We start from the raw sequence: 15903 nt of genomic DNA, 5'->3' as shown, positions 1-15903 counted from the left end.
ACGACATCTTGCGATGGCTATGCTGAAAGTTGCGGTCTTCGCGTCTAGCGCATGAATAGTGAGAGTTCCTTGATCCCATTTTTCGCCCGAAAGCGCATAGGTGCCAGTTTGCCAAGGTGATTTGGCTTCAAGTGCCGGAGTTGGAAGTGCTAGTAGGGCCCCGATGGAGGCCATAGATAGAACCCGCATGTTCTCGCTGCCTAACTTGTTATGGAGAGAGGATCTGCTGCACAACATCGGTGCTGCCTCCCTAATGTCGTAGAACGACACGCACTCAAAGTGCTTGTTGAGGCTTCAATTTTTGGAATTTGGCGGTCAACTCGTGCCGCATTAATTTGCAGGCGCTTTCCGGGCTTTGTTGCATGTCGCTGGGGTGGTCTTCTCGGTCCCAAAAGGGCGCATGCTGCCATCGCTTCACCGCGCCTTGGCACTCCGCAGAACCCTGCGTCCAACGTCCACCGTGCAGTCGTTTGGCGCGGGTCGTGACCTGCCCTACAGCTTCCGCTGCATCGAGCCGCTGTACGACGGCTTTGTGGCTGCGACGCTGATGGCGTGGCAGCAGGGGTTGCTGCCCGCCTGAGGCGACCGCCCCGCATCCCTCGCACGGCAGCATCGCCCCAAGCCAGGCCCCCTCAGTCCAGCACCACCTCCGTCCGCACCACGCCCGCCCGCTCCGCGCTGGCGCTGAGGGCCAGGCGTGTGCCCACTGGGGCGCGCACCACCCATTCGGCCACGGCGCGGTCGCCGGTGGGGTGTTTGTTGAACAGGAAGGCCAGCTGGCTTTGCTTGGGCGCGTGGCCTTCCAGTTGCGGGCCTTCGATGCGTTCCTTGCCGTTGACGAGGCTGATGGCCGGGTCGTTCACGGGCATGTGGATCTCGAACATCACGCCGCGCACGGTTTTGCGTTCCAGCGCGCGTTGCGTGACGTAGGCGGGCAGGTAGCCGGCGTTGCCCACGGCCATGCGCACGCGCCACATGTCGGGGCCCAGCGCGCGCACTTCGGTGCGGATGAGTTCCAGTTGGGGCAGGCTCATCGCAATCTGCGTGAGCCAGGCCGGGAAGCGCGCGGCCTCGCGCTCGCGCAGGTGCGGTGGCGGGTTGCGCCAGTAGTTCATCTTGTCCCAGCCGCCAATTTCCACGGCGCCGAGTTGCGGGTGCTGGAAGGGCTTCCAGTCCACATGGGCCTGGCCGCCGCAGTGCTCGTCGCTCCACTTCAGCAGCTTGAGGTCGTCTTCCACCGGGTGCTGGCGGTACCAGTCGATCCACTTCGTGGTTTCAACGCCGGCCTCCTTGTTGGGCGACCACAGCTCCACCACCCAGAACAGCGCGCCCAGGTGCTCGTACACCCAGTCTTGCGTGCCGGTGATGACTTCCTTGGGGTGGTAGCGGAAGTCTTCGTAGATGCTGACCGCGGGGTAGCCGGTGTGCTTTTCGCCCAGGGCCGAGAAGGTCTGGAAGAGCCACAGGTCTTCCGGTGTCATGTCCTTGTCGCTGCGGGTGCCGCAGGGCCGCAGGATGACGCCGCTGTGGGTGTGGAAGCTCACCGCCGCGCCGATGTTGGGGTGCTGCACGATGAAGTCCACCATGGCGCGCACCTCGGGCTCGCTGGTGGGGTAGGGGCCGGCACCCAGCTGCTGGTACTCCTGGCGCCATTCGCCGGGGAAGTTGCGGTTCAGGTCCAGCCCTTCACGGTCGGGGTTGACCTTCACGGTCAGGCCGTCGTGGTTCTTGATGAAACCCTCGGGGATGAGGCGGTAGTACTCGCCGCCGAATTCGCCGGGCTCGCGCGGCACCATCAGGCGCGGGTCGCCGGCGTGCTTTTTGTAGCCGCCGTGCGGGTCGGGCACGCGCATGGTCAGGATGCGGCCGTCGCCGTCGATGTCTTCTGCCGTCAGGCCGTCCACCGGCTCTTCGGTGTAGGGGTAGGGGCGGGTGGAGCTGCGGATGTGGCGCGGCCGGTCGGCCAGGGCCAGCTCGGCGCCGTCGGGGTTCAGGCGCGGCACCAGGTAGAGGGTGCGGGTGTCCAGCAGGCGGTTGATCTGGGCGCTCTCGGGTGCGGTGCCGCCATGCGCGCTGAGCAGCTGGTGCAGGAAGTACAGGCAGGTGGTGCTGGCGGTCAGCTCGGCGGCGTGGATGTTGCCGTCCACCCAGAGGGCCGGCTTGTCGATGTCCATGCCGCTGGCCAGGTTGGTGACCACCACCACCCAGATGTCGCGGCCTTCGTAGCTCTTGCCGATGGAGCGCACCGACACCAGGTTGGGCCGCGCCTCGGCGTAGGCGAACAGCAGGGCGGTGAGTTCGTCGTGGCGGTAGAAGTGGTCGAAGCGCGGCGTGGGCAGGGCGGTGGGCATGGCAGCGAAACCTTCAGGGCGCCTCCCCAACATTAGGGAGGACAGGCAGCCGGCCATTGTGAAAGGCCGCCGGGCGCAGGTTCGGCTTCACCCCCGAATCGCGGGCCGGGTTTGTCCGAGGGCTGAAGGCGAACGGAAGGCGGGCTGAAGGCGAGCGGCCCGGGTCACTGCCCCTTGAACAGTGCCTGGAACTGGCGCGACACGGGCAGCCGCTCGTCGCGCCCGCGCAGGGTCACCACCATCGTGCCCTCGTCCACCCGCACGGCCTTGGCGATGCAGCGGCTGTTCACCAGCACGCTGCGGTGGATTTGCCAGAACTGGTCGGGGTCCAGTTGGGCCAGCAGCTCGCGCAGCGGGGTGCGGATGAGGGCATCGCCGCCGTGGTGCACCACGCGGGTGTAGCGCTGGTCGGCCTCGAAGAACACGATGTCGTCGGGCTGGATGAGCTGCACCTCGCGCCCCACGCTGGCCTGGATGGGGCGGGGCGTGGGCTTGGCCTGAGGCAGGCTGGCCAGCAGGCGTTGCAGGGCGGCCATGTCAGGCGCAGCCGGGGTGGCCTGCGACGTGGCGGGTTGGTTGCGGGCCTGGAGCTGGGCCTTCAGGCGCGTCAGCGTCTGCGCCAGGCGCTCGTCGTCCACGGGCTTGAGCACGTAGTCCACGGCGCCGGCGTCGAAGGCGGCCAGGGCGTGGTCGTTGTACGCCGTGACGAACACGATCAGCGGGGGCGCCGCCAGGGCCGACAGGCGCCGGGCCACGTCCAGCCCGGTCAGGCCCGGCATGCGGATGTCCAGGAAGGCGATGGCCGGCTCATGGGCCAGGCAGTCGTCCCAGGCTTCGACGCCGTTGGTGCTGGCGGCCACGATGTGCAGTTCGGGCCACAGCCGGGCCAGAGCAGCGCGCAGTTGTTCGCGGGGGGCTTCTTCGTCGTCGGCCAGCAGGGCGGTGATGGGGGTGGGGGCGGTGGAGGAGGTCATACGGTCAACGTGGCCCGGCAGCCGGGCGCGGTGTCGGTGAGAGTGAGGGTGGCCAGGGGCAGGGCGGCGCGCAGGCGGCGGCGGGTGTTGGACAGGCCCACGCCGTCCGTCCAGCCGGGGGCGAGACCGGGGCCGTCGTCGCCCACGGTGATGACGGCGTGCTCACCGTCGCGGCGGGCGGTCACGGTCACCTGGCCGCCGCGCAGCTGGGGTTCGATGCCATGTTCGATCGCGTTCTCCACCAGCGTCAGCACCAGGCCGGGCGGCAGCAGGGGGTCGACGTCGGCCGGGGCGTCGATGTGGAACGTCAGCCGCGCGCCCAGCCGGGCCTGCATGATGGCCAGGTAGCGCTGCACCATGGCCAGTTCGTCGCTGAGGGACTGCATCTCGCGCTCGAACATGGGCAGCGTGGCCCGCAGGTAGGCCGTGAACTCGCGCAGCAGCGGTGCGGCCCGGGCGTCGCCGGTGTCCACCCAGTGCTGCAGCGAGGCCAGGGTGTTGAACAGGAAATGCGGCTGGATCTGCGCCGCCGCCAGCCGGGTGGACAGGCGCAGCGCGGCGTCCTGGTCGGCCAGTTCACGCAGGCGGCCTTCGATCTGCTGCACGCGGAAGATGGTCACCATCCACCAGGCACTCAGCACGCCGGTCATGCCGGCAATCAGCCCGGCCTGCTTGTCCAGCACCCAGGCCACCGGCACCAGCTTGAGCTTGACCATCAACCCCAGCACCAGACCCAGCACGAACATGGCGCCGTAGCAGTACTGGTTCAGCCGTTGGCGCGTGGGCTGGCGCCACAGCAGGCGCGCACCCAGCAGGGCGAACGCCGCCAGGCCGCACCACACCAGCCACCAGCCGGCTTGGTCCAGCCAGGCGCGGCCGTGGCGCGTGTAGGCCATGGCGGGCAGCAGGGCCACCAGGTTGATGGCCACGTAGCTGTCCACTGCCACGGGCCAGGGTTGCTGGCCGGCGCGGGACATTTCTTCGGGGCTGAAAACCCGCTTGGGGCCGGGGTAGAACCACTGGCGCCAGTGCAGGCGGTCAAGGAGGGAAGCCATGGCGGCGAAGTCTAGGGGCCGCCACAGGCATGCCGGGCGGGCTTGCGGCGAACGGTCGGCTGGCCTGCGCGAATGGCAGAAACCGCGGCCATTGGGTTGTTCGACCGATCGGTCGGGAAAATGCAAAATGCCCGGATGCCTGACTGGACCGCCCTTGAACTCGACCGCCGCGCCGACGGCGTGGCCGTGCTCACCATGAACCGGCCGGCGGTGTTCAACGCCTTTGACGAGGTGTTGATCGCCGAGCTGGACGACGCCTTCGCCACGCTGGGGGCCGACGCCACGGTGCGCGCCATCGTGCTGGCCGGCGCCGGCAAACACTTCAGCGCGGGCGCCGACCTGCAGTGGATGCAGCGCGCCGCGGCCGCGTCGCAAGAGGCCAACCGGGACGACGCCCGCCGCTTCTCGGCCATGCTGGCCCGCATTGCCGAGTGCCCGAAGCCCACGCTGGCCCGCGTGCAAGGCGCGGCGCTGGGCGGCGGTGTGGGCCTGGCCTGCGCCTGCGACCTGGCCGTGGCGGCCGACGTGGCGACGTTCTCGGTCAGCGAGGCCCGCATGGGCATCCTGCCGGCGGTCATCGGCCCGCACCTGGTGAACGCGGTGGGCCTGCGTGAGGCGCGGCGCCTGGCGCTGACGGCCAGCCGCATCGATGCCGCCGAGGCGCTGCGCGTGGGCCTGGTGCAGCGCGTGGTGCCGGGGGCCGAGCTGGACGCGGCGGTGGACGCACTGCTGGCCGACCTGCTGGCGTGCGGCCCGCAAGCGCAAGCGGAGATCAAGCAGCTGTACGCCCGCCTCGCGCCGGGGCCCGTGACGCCCGAGGTGCGCGAACTCACCGCCCACACCATTGCCCGCGTGCGCAGCACGCCCGAGGCACGCGAAGGCTTTGCCGCCTTCCTGGGCAAACGCAAGCCGAACTGGAACGCTTCCGAATGAACCTCGACAACGCCCGCATCCTCGTCGTCGGCGCCGGCCTGATGGGCGCCGGCATTGCCCAAGTGGCCGCCCAAGCCGGCCACAACGTGCTGCTGTTCGACACCCGCGCCGGTGCTGCCGACGCCGCCAAGGCCAAGCTGGCCACCACGCTGGAAGGCCTGGCCGCCAAGGGCAAGCTCACGCCCGAGGCCGTGGCGGCCACGCTGGCGCGCATCACCCCGGTGGCCGCGTTGCAGCCGGCCGACCTCGTGATCGAGGCCATCGTCGAGAACCTGGACATCAAGCGCGCGCTGTTCGCGGAACTGGAAGCGCTGCTGCCGGACGAGGCCATCATTGCCACCAACACCTCGTCCATCTCGGTCACGGCGCTGGCCCGTGGCATGAAGCAGCCGGAGCGCCTGGTGGGCATGCACTTCTTCAACCCCGTGCCGCTGATGAAGCTGGTGGAGGTGGTGTCGGGCCTGGGCACCGACCCGCACGTGGCCCAGGCCATCGAGGCGCTGGCCGCCCGCTGGGGCAAGACGCCGGTGCACACCCGCTCCACGCCCGGCTTCATCGTCAACCGCATCGCCCGGCCGTATTACGCCGAGGCGCTGATGCTGCTGCAAGACCACGCCGCCACGCCCGAGCGCATCGACGCCTGCTTGCGCGCCGCGGGCTTCCGCATGGGCCCGTGCGAGCTGATGGACCTGATCGGCCACGACACCAACTTTGCGGTCACGAACTCGGTGTTCGCGGCCAACTTCTTCGACCGCCGCTTCACGCCCTCGCTCGTGCAGCAGGAGCTGGTGGACGCGGGCTATCTGGGCCGCAAGACGGGGCGCGGCTTCTACCGCTATCCCGAGGGCGCGCCGGCGGTGCCGGTGAGCGGCGGCTCGGCACCCACCGCGCAGCGCCTGGTGGTGCACGGTCAGGGCTTCGTGGCGGAGCGCTTGACCGCCGCCTTCCCGCAGGCTGCGCGTGACACGGCCAGCGACTGGGTGGGCCTGGAAGCTGACCGCGCGCAAATACGACTGACCGACGGCCGCACGGCCCGCGAGATCGCGGCCGAGCGCGAGCTGCAGGCGCCGGTGGTGGTGTTCGACCTGCCGCTGGGCGAGGGCGGCCACTTGGCGTATGCGACGTCGGGCGACTTCGCCGCCCCGGTCGGCTGGCTCGCCGCCGCCGGCTTCCAGCCGGTGGAGATGGTGGACGTGCCTGGCCTCATCGTCGCCCGCACCATTGCCATGCTGGTGAACGAAGCCAACGACGCCGTTCAGCAAGGCGTGTGCAGCGAGGCAGGGGCTGACGCCGCGATGAAGCTGGGCGTGAACTACCCCGCTGGCCCGTTCGAGTGGCAAGGCCGCTGGGGCGCGGCGGCCATCGTGGCGCTGCTGGACCGCCTGGACACCTACTACCGCGGCGAGCGCTATCGCGTGAGCCCCTACCTCCGCCTCACCACGCTGTGAACCGCCCCATGACCCACGCCTACATCTGCGACGCCATCCGCACCCCCTTCGGCCGCTACGGCGGCGCGCTGTCCAGCATCCGCACCGACGACCTCGGCGCCCTGCCGCTCAAGGCCTTGATGGCCCGCAACGCCAAGGTCGACTGGGCGCAGGTGACAGACGTGCTCTACGGCTGCGCCAACCAGGCCGGTGAAGACAACCGCAACGTGGCCCGCATGGCCGCGCTGCTGGCGGGCCTGCCCCTCGAAGTGCCGGGCGCCACCCTCAACCGCCTGTGCGGCTCGGGCCTGGACGCCGTGGGCAGCGCCGCCCGCGCCATCCGCGCCGGCGAGGCGGGGCTGATGATTGCCGGCGGCGTGGAGAGCATGAGCCGCGCGCCCTTTGTCATGCCCAAGGCCGAATCGGCCTTCAGCCGCAGCAACGCGGTGTACGACACCACCATCGGCTGGCGCTTCGTCAACAAGTTGATGAAGGCGCAGTACGGCGTGGACTCCATGCCCGAGACGGCCGAGAACGTGGCGCGCGACTTCGGCATCGAGCGCGAGGCGCAAGACCGCATGGCGCTGGCCTCGCAAACCAAGGCCATTGCCGCCCAGCAGCGCGGCTTCTTCGAGCGCGAGATCGTGCCTGTCGAGGTGCCGCAGAAGAAGGGCGACCCGCTGCGCGTGACGCTGGACGAGCACCCGCGCGCCACCAGCCTGGAAGCACTCGCCAAGCTCAAGGGCGTGGTGACGCCGGACGGCAGCGTGACCGCCGGCAACGCCAGCGGCGTGAACGACGGCGCCTGTGCGCTGCTGTTGGCCAGCGAGGCTGAAGCTGCCCGCCACGGCCTCACGCCGCGCGCCCGCGTGGTGGGCATGGCCACGGCCGGCGTGGCACCGCGCATCATGGGCATCGGCCCGGCCCCGGCCACGCGCAAGGTGCTGGCACTCACGGGCCTGACGCTGGCGCAGATGGACGTGATTGAGCTGAACGAGGCCTTCGCGGCCCAAGGCCTGGCCGTGCTGCGCGACCTGGGCCTGGCGGACGACGACGCCCGCGTGAACCCCAACGGCGGCGCCATCGCCCTGGGCCACCCGCTGGGCGCCAGCGGCGCGCGCTTGGTGACGACGGCCGTCAACCAGCTGGAAGTGACCGGCGGCCGCTACGCGCTGTGCACCATGTGCATCGGCGTGGGGCAGGGCATCGCGCTCATCATCGAGCGGGTCTGACGGGCCCCTCGCCCAGGCGGGCCGCGCTGAATGCGGGCCAGCCTGGTCGGTCTTGCAGACCGCGCAGCGGCCAAGTCCGCTGCCCTTCGGCAGGCACGCCGAACCCACAGGGCTCGCCGTGTCCGGCCTCAGCCCCCGAGGGGACGGTGATGCTCGCGGCATGGAGCCGCAAGCACATCACCTCAGGCGGGCTGGCTTGGGAGCGGCCCGGCGCTCGGCCCGCGAAACTCGGCTACTCGAAGAACAGCCGTGAGATGCCCTTGAGGCTCACCAGGTTCCCCGGGTTGCTCGTCTCGTTCAGCACCCCGCTCATGCGCTTCAACAGGCGCGGGCTTTTCTTGGCGCGCCAGATCAGCAGGTCGGCCAGCCAGGGGTGGGCGTTCACGCGGTTGGCGCGTTCGTAGAGGTCGAACTTGGGCTTGAGCGCGGTCAGCGCGGCCTCGTACTGTGCGCGCACGGCCGCGTCGCTCTCGGGCGCGTCGCGGTGGGCCAGGATGGCGTCGGCCGCGAGCATGCCGGTCTCCATGGCCTTGCCAATGCCTTCGCCGGTGAAGCTGTAGGTGCTGCCGGCCGCCTCGCCGGTGACGAGCAGGCCGGGCCGCGTCCACTTGGCGCCGGTCAGCGTGCAGCGCAGCGGCGCGCCTTTGAGCTCGCCCACCAGCTCGCCCGCGCGCATCAGCTCGGCGGCGGGCGGGTACTTGGCCACGAAGGCGTCGAAGATGGCACGCAGGTTCACGTCCTTCTTCTGGCCCTTGCCGCCGCCGAGGTCCTTGTGCGAGTCGGTCACGCCGACGCCGATGTTGAAGTGGCCGTCGGGCGCCGGGAAGATCCAGCCGTAGCCGGGCTGCACGGCTTTGTCCCACACCACTTCCAGCGCGGTGATCTTGCCGACCATCTGGGGCGCCTTCACGTAGCCCCGCAGGGCCACGCCGCTGGGCGTGTGGCGCTCGCACATGCCGGCGGCGGTCAGTGCCTTGGGCACGGCGCCGGTGGCCAGCACCACCCAGCGGGCGCGCACTTCCGTGATGTCGTCGCCGCGCTTCAGGCGGGCGCCCACCACGCGGCCACCGTCTTCCAGCGGGGCCTCGAAACGCGCTTGCTCGAACCGCGCGCCGGCGTCTTGCGCGCCTTGCAGCAGCAGCGCGTCCAGCTGTTGGCGGGGCAGCACGGCCAGGGTGCCGGGCACGTCCACCCGGCCGCCGCGCGGGCCGATGCAGCCCACGTGGCCCACCGGCTGCGCGCGTTGCATCACGGCGTCCAGCAGACCGAGGCGCGCCAGGGCCTTGTGGGCGTCCGGAATCAAGCCGTCGCCGCAGGTCTTGTCGCGCCCGGCGGGGTGTTGGTCCACCAACAACACGGCCTGGCCGGCCTGGGCCAGCACGCGCGCGCAGGCGCTGCCGGCGGGGCCGGCGCCGATGATCAGAACGTCAACATGCATCGGGAAGAACGTGTTCAAAGGCTGGGGTGAGGGGCTTGGGACGGAGGGCGCGCATTGTCGGCCACGGTCGGCGCGCCCATGAAAAAAGGCCCGCCGAAGCGGGCCTTCCGTGGCACGGGCCGAGGGCTTAGAAGCCGTAGGCAGCGCGCACGAAGTACGCACGACCGGCCGGGTCGGTGTAGCGCGGGTCGAAGCCGCGCTGCGAACGGGCCGATTGGTTGGAGAACGGCGGGTTGGTGTCGAACAGGTTCTTCACGCCCAGCGTCAGCGAGGTCATCTTGTTGAACTTGTACGTGCCGGACAGGTCCACCAGCGTGTACGAGCTGACATCGCCGTAGAACGAGGCACCACCCACCACGGTGGACGGATCGTTCTGGTCGCGGTAGCCGCTCTGGTTGCGCAGGCCCATGCGAGCACCCCAAGCGTCCTTGTTCCAGGCGGCGCTGACGTTGTGCTTCCACTTGAACACGACCGAGCCGTCCACGAACGCGCTGACGTTTTGCTTGAACGGGTCCAGCGGGCTGATCTGGTACAGGTAGCTGCTGACGTAGGTGCCGTCGTAGCTCAGAGCCAGTTGGCCGAAGGCGCCCAGCTTGGTGTTGTAGCCAGCGCTCAGGTCAAAGCCCTTGGCCTTGATCGAGCCCACGTTCTCCAGCGGCGTTTCGATGTAGCCGATGGCGGGGCTGTTGTTGTCCAGGCCGGCGCAACGGTTCAGCGTGTTTTGCACGGACACCGACAGCGTGTTGCAGCGGATGAACTTGGCCTTGTAGACGTTGTAGTTGGAGATCAGCGAGTCGACCGGGATCGAGTTGATCTGGTCGCGGATGTTGATGTTCCAGTAGTCCACAGCGAACGTCAGGTCCTTGATCGGCTCGAACGCGGCGCCCACGGTCCAGGTCTTGGACTTCTCGGGCTTCAGGTTCGGGTTGCCGGCGTTCTGGACTTGAGGCTGCAGGCCGCAGTCACGGCCTTGCACGCCGCCCAGCGAGGCAATCGCCTTGCCGTTGGCATCGCACAGCAGCGGGTCGTTCTTGGCGCCAGCGGTGAACGTGACGGCCTTCGGGGCGTACAGGTCGTCCAGACCCGGCGCACGGAAGCCCGTGTTGTACGAACCGCGCACCAGCACTTCCTTCATGGGTTGGAAGCGGATGCCGATCTTCGGGTTGGTGGTGCGGCCGGCGTCGGAGTAGTCGTCCGAACGCAGGGCCAGCTGCACTTCCACCGTCTTCAGCACGGGCAGCAGCAGTTCCACGCCCAGGGCCTTGACCGTGCGGTCGCCGCCCACGTGGTTGGGCGAGCGGCCGGCCGACGGGATGGCCACTACGACGTCGTCGTTCGTGTCGCTGCGGTAGGTTTCCTTGCGGGCTTCGGCAGCCAGCGCGATGGCGGCGTTGCCACCCGGCAGGGCGAACAGGTCGCGCGAGGCGCGAACGTCGATGCCCTTGGTCTCGCCCACGGCGTAGGCAAAGATGCCGCGGCGCTTGGCTTGCTCGATGATGGCCAGCTGAGCGGCGGTGGCGGGCTCGAACGGGTTCAGGTTGCCCAGGCCGACTTGCGTGCGGATGAAGGGGGCGTTGACGTAGCCGTCCACCGCGCCGTCATTGGCGGTGCTGCGCGAGTAGATCAGGCCGGACTTGTAGTCCCACTCGCCGATGGTGCCGCTCAGGTCGATGACGGCGCGCTTGGCCGAGGCGTTGGACTCGTTCGTGCGGTTGCCGGCCGGCACCATGCGCCAGCCCACGCTCACGGGCAGCGAGGTGTTCAGGCCCGGGTAGCTCTTCGGGTAGAACGGGTTGCTCGGCTGCATCGTGATGCCGGTCACCGGGTCCGGTGCCACGCGCGAGGTGTTCTTGTTGTCGGTGGCCAGGCCTTCGACGGTCAGCACGTGGTTGTCGGCCAGCTTCAGGGCCGCACGGGCCGTGACGGTGTTCTGGCGAACGTCCGGAATGATGTCGATCGTGGAGCTGAAGTCGAACACGCATGCCTTGTTGTTCGACGGGTTCACCACCGACAGCGGGGGCACGCAACCCGGCGCGGTCAGGTTGGCCGTGCCGATGGTGCTGTTCTGGGCGAAGTTGCCGGGGAAGGTGGTGCCCGAGTTGCCGTTCACACCGCGGCTCGGGATGATGCCGGTCTTGGAGAACTCACGGTCCAGGGCGCGGATGCGCTGGGTGCGACGGGAGTCGATCGAGCCCCAGAAGTTGAACTTGTCCTTTTCCAGGTCACCGAAGCCGAAGGTGACGGAGGCGCCTTCCTTCTTGCCGCCGTCGGCGCTGGGCTTGGTCATCTCGCCAACGATCTGGCCACCTTGGAAGTTGGACTTCGTGATGAAGTTGATCACGCCGCCGATGGCGTCGGTGCCGTACACGGCGGAGGCGCCGTCACGCAGCACTTCCACGCGCTCGATGGCGGCGAACGGGATGCTGTTCAGGTCCACGGCGTTGGCGCCGAAGGCGAAGGCGGTCATGCGACGGCCGTTCAGCAGCACCAGGGTCTTGTTGGCGCCCAGGGCGCGCAGGTTGGCGTACGAGGCGCCACCGGTGCCGGAGCCGATGGAGTTGCTGGCAGGGGCGCTGGACTGGCTGGCCGACAGCAGTTCGATGATGCCTTCGACGCTGTTCACGCCCGATTGACGCAGATCGTCCACCTTGACGACGGTGATGGGCAGGGCGCCTTCGTCGTTGATCGAGCGACGGATGGCGGAGCCGGTGATCTCGACGCGCTCCAGGGTCTGCTGGGCGAAAGCCGGGACGGCGGCAAGGCAGGTCAGCGCGGCAACGCTGATCGCACGACGTTTGAACATGGAAAAACTCCTGATTCCGGACAAAAGAGACCGGCCTCGATAGAGGCCGGTGAGCTAGCGACCGGAGCGTGATAAGCCCCGGCGGGCGCGTCGAAGTGTGAGGAAACTTTGCTCGCTGACCTTACGGGTTCCCACCAATTGAGCCTGTGGACCTTGACCCAGGGGCGCCCTCTGCGTTCAACGTGCAGCTTTTCCCGACCATCTGGTCGAATTTCCATCTCAACATCGCCAAGCTTGTGGTGAAAAAGCTGCAATGACCCTGTCATCAACCGGTGCGAAGGGACGCTGACGCCACAACCGCCGCCACCCATTCAAGGGGCGGTCGTTTCGGCGCGCCCGCGCGAGGCCTGGGCTGCCTTGGATGTCACGCGTTGCGTGCGCGCATCAGGGCTGCACTCGGGGTTTGCCAGAGGCTCGCCGGCCGGTCCGCGCACCCCGCGCCAGCCGTGCACCACCCACGAACCTTTCGCGAAGCCTTCAAAAACAAGGGTTTGCGCCGGATACCTGCCCCGGCTTGGGGCGCCGAATCGGCGCTGCGCGACTTTGGGGCGGGCACCCGGTGCGGGGGCGGCAAGGGCTTTCCCCGCCGCGCGCCAAGACAGGGGCCACCACACTCGCGCCGCCACAGGCACGGGCGCCCACGAGGCGCCACCCTTCGATTCCCTCATCCCATAAAGGACTGTCTCGATGTCAATGTCGTTGCGCACCCCCGCCCGGCGCTCCCACGCGCTTTCATCCACGGCGCTGGCCGTGGGCCTGCTGATGTTCTCGGCCGCTCATGCCCAGCAAACCAGCGGTTCTCTCAACGCGGTTGCAGCCAAGGGAGACAAGGTCACCGTGGTCAGCAAGGCCATCGGTATCAGCCGGGAGCAGGTGGCCGACAAGGACGGCGCGGTGGCCTTCAACCAGCTGCCGGCCGGCGACTACGTGGTGACCATCCTGCGTGCCGACGGTTCCACCGTGACGCGCAACATCAGCGTGCAGCCCGGGCAGAACGCCAGCGTGAACGTCGCGCAACTGGAGCAGGTCATCGTGACCGGCCTGGCGACCAAGGCCATCGACGTGAAGTCGGCCGAGTCGGTGCAGATCTTGTCCAAGTCGGAAATCGACCGCATTCCCGTGGCCCGCAACACCACCGCGATCGCCTTGCTCGCGCCGGGTGCGACGTTGGGTGACGGCCGCATTGGCTCCACCAGCTCTCGGGCAGGCAACGTGCCGTCGCTCGGCGGCGCGTCTCCGGCCGAGAACGCGTACTACATCAACGGCTTCAACGTCACGAACATCGTGAACGGCGTGGCCTTCAACTCGGTGCCGTTCGAGGCCGTGGGGTCGCAGCAGGTCAAGACCGGCGGCTACGGCGCGGAGTTCGGCCGCTCGCTGGGGGGCGTGATCTCGGTGACCACCAAGCGCGGCACCGACGAGTGGCACGGCGGGGCCAACGTGACCTGGGAGCCGGACTCGATGCGCGGCTCGGCCGTCTTCTCCAAGAAGGACGACCCGAACAGCACCAACCCGAACGACTGGTACCTGGCCAAGGGGCCCGGCTACAACGAGACGCTGCGCACCAACGTCTGGGCCGGCGGCCCGCTGATTGCGGACACGCTGTACGGCTTTGCCCTGGTGCAGGCCGGCGGCCAGAAGATCCGCTCCTACGGCACCAGCCAGCAGTCGGAAACCAAGAACGACACGCCCCAGTACCTGCTGAAGCTGGACTGGAACATCAACAAGAACCACACGCTGGAGTTCACATCCTTCAGCGACAAGTCCACCGACAAGATCCAGAACTGGAAGCAAGTCACGGCCAACGGCACCGCCAAGGGCGACTCGCTCGGCACCGACGAATACACCAGCGGCGGTGACACCAACATCCTGAAGTGGACCGGCTGGCTGACGGACGACCTGACCGTGTCGGCCCTGTACGGCGTGGGCAAGTACAAGCGCACCTCGGCTGTGGAGTCGGCCGGCTGCCCGTACGTGCAAGACCGCCGCACCGCGCCGACCAAGATCCTGGGCTGCGCCACCACCATTCCCATCAGCGACCCCAAGGCTAACGACAAGCGCACGGCCTACCGCGTGGATGCCGAGTACTCGATCAACCCGCAGCACACCCTGCGCGCGGGTCTGGACTCGGAGGTCTACGACACGGTGGACGGCTCGGTGTACCCCGGCCCCGACCGCAAGCTGTACCAGATCCGTCGCCTCGGCGCGGGTTCGCGCCTGTCCAACGGCTACGTCAATGGCGCCACGCCGATGGACTACGTGCAGGTGCGCGAGTACTTCAACGGCGGCACTTTCAAGACCGAGAACGCCGCTTGGTACGTGGAAGACAACTGGCAGGTGACGAAGAACCTGCTGGTGAACATCGGCCTGCGCAACGAGTCGTTCACCAACAAGAACGCCGACGGCATTCCGTTCGTGAAGGTCAACAACACCTACGCCCCGCGCCTGGCCGCGGCGTGGGACGTGATGGGCAACGCCGACCTGAAGGTCTACTCCAACGTCGGCCGCTACTACATCCCGGTGTACGCCAACACCAACGTGCGCCTGTCGGGCCAGCAGCTCGACAAGACCAACTTCTACGCCTACACGGGCAGCAACAGCGCCGACAAGTTCCAGGTGCCGGGCCTGGGCGCCAAGCTGGGCGGTGAGGTCGTGAACTCGCCGGGTGCCGCGCCCGATCCGCGCACCATCGTCGACCCCAACCTGAAGCCGATGTTCCAGGACGAGTTCATCGCTGGTTTCCAGAAGGCGCTGACGGACCGCTGGTCGGTGGGCTTCAAGTACACGCACCGCGTGCTGAAGAGCTCGATGGACGACATCTGCTTTGGCGCCGGTGCGGCCGCGTGGGCGGCCAAGAACGGCTACACGGCCGACCAGGCCGCCGCCATCGGCGACACCGTGGACCACTGCTTCCTGGGCAACCCGGGCCGCGACCTGACCGCCAACGTCGACCTCAACGGCGACGGCAAGCTGGTGGCGGTGACGATTCCGAACTCGGCGCTGATGTTCCCGGAAAAGCCCAAGCGCACCTACGACGCGCTGGAGTTCACCTTCGAGCGCGCCTGGGACAAGAAGTGGAGCTTCCAGGGCTCGTACGTGCTGGCCTTCAGCAAGGGCAACACCGAGGGCTACGTGAAGTCGGACATCGGCCAGGACGACGCCGGCATCAGCCAGGACTGGGACTACCCCGGCCTGATGGAAGGTGCCAACGGCTACCTGCCCAACGACCGCCGTCACACCTTCAAGTTCTGGGGCAGCTATGCCGCCACCGATGAGGTGCGGCTGGGCGCCAACGTGATGATCCAGAGCGGCCGGCCAAAGAACTGCCTGGGCTACTACGGCGGCACGCTGGACGACGTGTCCATCGCCTACGGCTCGTCGGCCTTCTACTGCGGCGGCAAGCTGGTGCCGCGTGGCAGCGTCGGCCGTCTGAAGTGGTTCAAGGAAGTGAACCTGCAAGCCACCTACACGCCCACCTGGCTCAAGGGTGCCACCGTGTCGGTCGACCTGCTGAACATCTTCAACACCCGCACCGTCCGCGCGATCAACGAAGCCGGCGAAGAGGCGCTGGGCACGCCGTCGCCCACCTATGGCCAGCCGGGTGCGTCCAGCATCCAGGGCCCGCGCCGCGTGCGCATCCTGGCGCAGTACGAGTTCTGATCGAACTAGGCGTCGGGCCCCGGCTCGACT

Annotated in this window: 10 protein-coding genes; 5 read left to right on the top strand and 5 right to left on the bottom strand. The window is 68.4% G+C overall.

Annotated elements, in window-relative coordinates; genetic code table 11:
• Positions 1–400: 400 nt before the first annotated feature.
• Entirely contained in the window at positions 401–580 is a 180-nt protein-coding gene (locus tag ACG01O_RS16095) for a hypothetical protein (protein ID WP_394386115.1), read from the top strand.
• Positions 581–632: 52 nt separating this feature from the next.
• On the opposite strand, the gene ACG01O_RS16090 is transcribed toward ACG01O_RS16095, so the two are convergent.
• The 3 genes from ACG01O_RS16090 to ACG01O_RS16080 form a co-directional block, all read right to left on the bottom strand.
• Positions 633–2351: a M14 family metallopeptidase gene (locus ACG01O_RS16090; RefSeq protein ID WP_394386114.1), complete on the bottom strand. Its 1719-nt coding sequence runs from the start codon at positions 2349–2351 to the stop codon at positions 633–635.
• Between the two features lie 164 nt (positions 2352–2515).
• Positions 2516–3325 carry a LytR/AlgR family response regulator transcription factor gene (locus ACG01O_RS16085; RefSeq protein WP_394386113.1) on the bottom strand — a complete coding sequence of 270 codons (810 nt, stop codon included), beginning with the start codon at positions 3323–3325 and terminating at the stop codon, positions 2516–2518.
• Positions 3322–4380: a sensor histidine kinase gene (locus tag ACG01O_RS16080; RefSeq protein ID WP_394386112.1), complete on the bottom strand. Its 1059-nt coding sequence runs from the start codon at positions 4378–4380 to the stop codon at positions 3322–3324. The genes ACG01O_RS16085 and ACG01O_RS16080 overlap by 4 nt, the downstream gene beginning before the upstream one ends.
• Positions 4381–4515: 135 nt before the next feature.
• Between ACG01O_RS16080 and ACG01O_RS16075 the strand changes: the two genes are divergently transcribed.
• From ACG01O_RS16075 to pcaF, 3 genes are read left to right on the top strand one after another with little or no spacing between them, the layout of a single operon-like run.
• Entirely contained in the window at positions 4516–5313 is a 798-nt protein-coding gene (locus tag ACG01O_RS16075) for an enoyl-CoA hydratase-related protein (protein WP_394386110.1), read from the top strand.
• Positions 5310–6761, top strand: a complete 1452-nt coding sequence (locus ACG01O_RS16070) for a 3-hydroxyacyl-CoA dehydrogenase (RefSeq protein WP_394386108.1) — start codon at positions 5310–5312, stop codon at positions 6759–6761. The genes ACG01O_RS16075 and ACG01O_RS16070 overlap by 4 nt, the downstream gene beginning before the upstream one ends.
• 8 nt (positions 6762–6769) lie before the next feature.
• On the top strand, positions 6770–7972 hold the full coding sequence (gene pcaF, locus ACG01O_RS16065) for a 3-oxoadipyl-CoA thiolase (RefSeq protein WP_394386106.1): 1203 nt from the start codon (positions 6770–6772) through the stop codon (positions 7970–7972).
• Between the two features lie 232 nt (positions 7973–8204).
• Here pcaF and ACG01O_RS16060 read toward each other — a convergent pair whose 3' ends face one another.
• Together ACG01O_RS16060 and ACG01O_RS16055 are read right to left on the bottom strand one after the other, a co-directional pair.
• Positions 8205–9410 carry an NAD(P)/FAD-dependent oxidoreductase gene (locus ACG01O_RS16060; RefSeq protein ID WP_394386104.1) on the bottom strand — a complete coding sequence of 402 codons (1206 nt, stop codon included), beginning with the start codon at positions 9408–9410 and terminating at the stop codon, positions 8205–8207.
• 127 nt (positions 9411–9537) lie between these two features.
• Positions 9538–12213, bottom strand: a complete 2676-nt coding sequence (locus tag ACG01O_RS16055; protein WP_394386102.1) for a TonB-dependent receptor — start codon at positions 12211–12213, stop codon at positions 9538–9540.
• 687 nt (positions 12214–12900) lie between these two features.
• Between ACG01O_RS16055 and ACG01O_RS16050 the strand changes: the two genes are divergently transcribed.
• The gene (locus ACG01O_RS16050; protein WP_394386101.1) at positions 12901–15873 is read left to right on the top strand and encodes a TonB-dependent receptor; all 2973 of its coding nucleotides are present in this window, start codon (positions 12901–12903) and stop codon (positions 15871–15873) included.
• The last annotated feature ends 30 nt before the right edge of the window (positions 15874–15903 follow it).

The organism is Pelomonas baiyunensis (assembly GCF_043555935.1).
GTDB lineage: Bacteria > Pseudomonadota > Gammaproteobacteria > Burkholderiales > Burkholderiaceae_C > Pelomonas > Pelomonas baiyunensis.
Note: the sequence above shows the minus strand (reverse complement) of the source record. Positions and strands in the feature narration are given on the sequence as shown.

Coding starts and splice junctions, on each gene's coding strand:
- ACG01O_RS16095 (WP_394386115.1), top strand. CDS start 401: ATGCTGCCATCGCTTCACCGCGCCTTGGCACTCCGCAGAACCCTGCGT.
- ACG01O_RS16090 (WP_394386114.1), bottom strand. CDS start 2,351: ATGCCCACCGCCCTGCCCACGCCGCGCTTCGACCACTTCTACCGCCAC.
- ACG01O_RS16085 (WP_394386113.1), bottom strand. CDS start 3,325: ATGACCTCCTCCACCGCCCCCACCCCCATCACCGCCCTGCTGGCCGAC.
- ACG01O_RS16080 (WP_394386112.1), bottom strand. CDS start 4,380: ATGGCTTCCCTCCTTGACCGCCTGCACTGGCGCCAGTGGTTCTACCCC.
- ACG01O_RS16075 (WP_394386110.1), top strand. CDS start 4,516: ATGCCTGACTGGACCGCCCTTGAACTCGACCGCCGCGCCGACGGCGTG.
- ACG01O_RS16070 (WP_394386108.1), top strand. CDS start 5,310: ATGAACCTCGACAACGCCCGCATCCTCGTCGTCGGCGCCGGCCTGATG.
- pcaF (WP_394386106.1), top strand. CDS start 6,770: ATGACCCACGCCTACATCTGCGACGCCATCCGCACCCCCTTCGGCCGC.
- ACG01O_RS16060 (WP_394386104.1), bottom strand. CDS start 9,410: ATGCATGTTGACGTTCTGATCATCGGCGCCGGCCCCGCCGGCAGCGCC.
- ACG01O_RS16055 (WP_394386102.1), bottom strand. CDS start 12,213: ATGTTCAAACGTCGTGCGATCAGCGTTGCCGCGCTGACCTGCCTTGCC.
- ACG01O_RS16050 (WP_394386101.1), top strand. CDS start 12,901: ATGTCAATGTCGTTGCGCACCCCCGCCCGGCGCTCCCACGCGCTTTCA.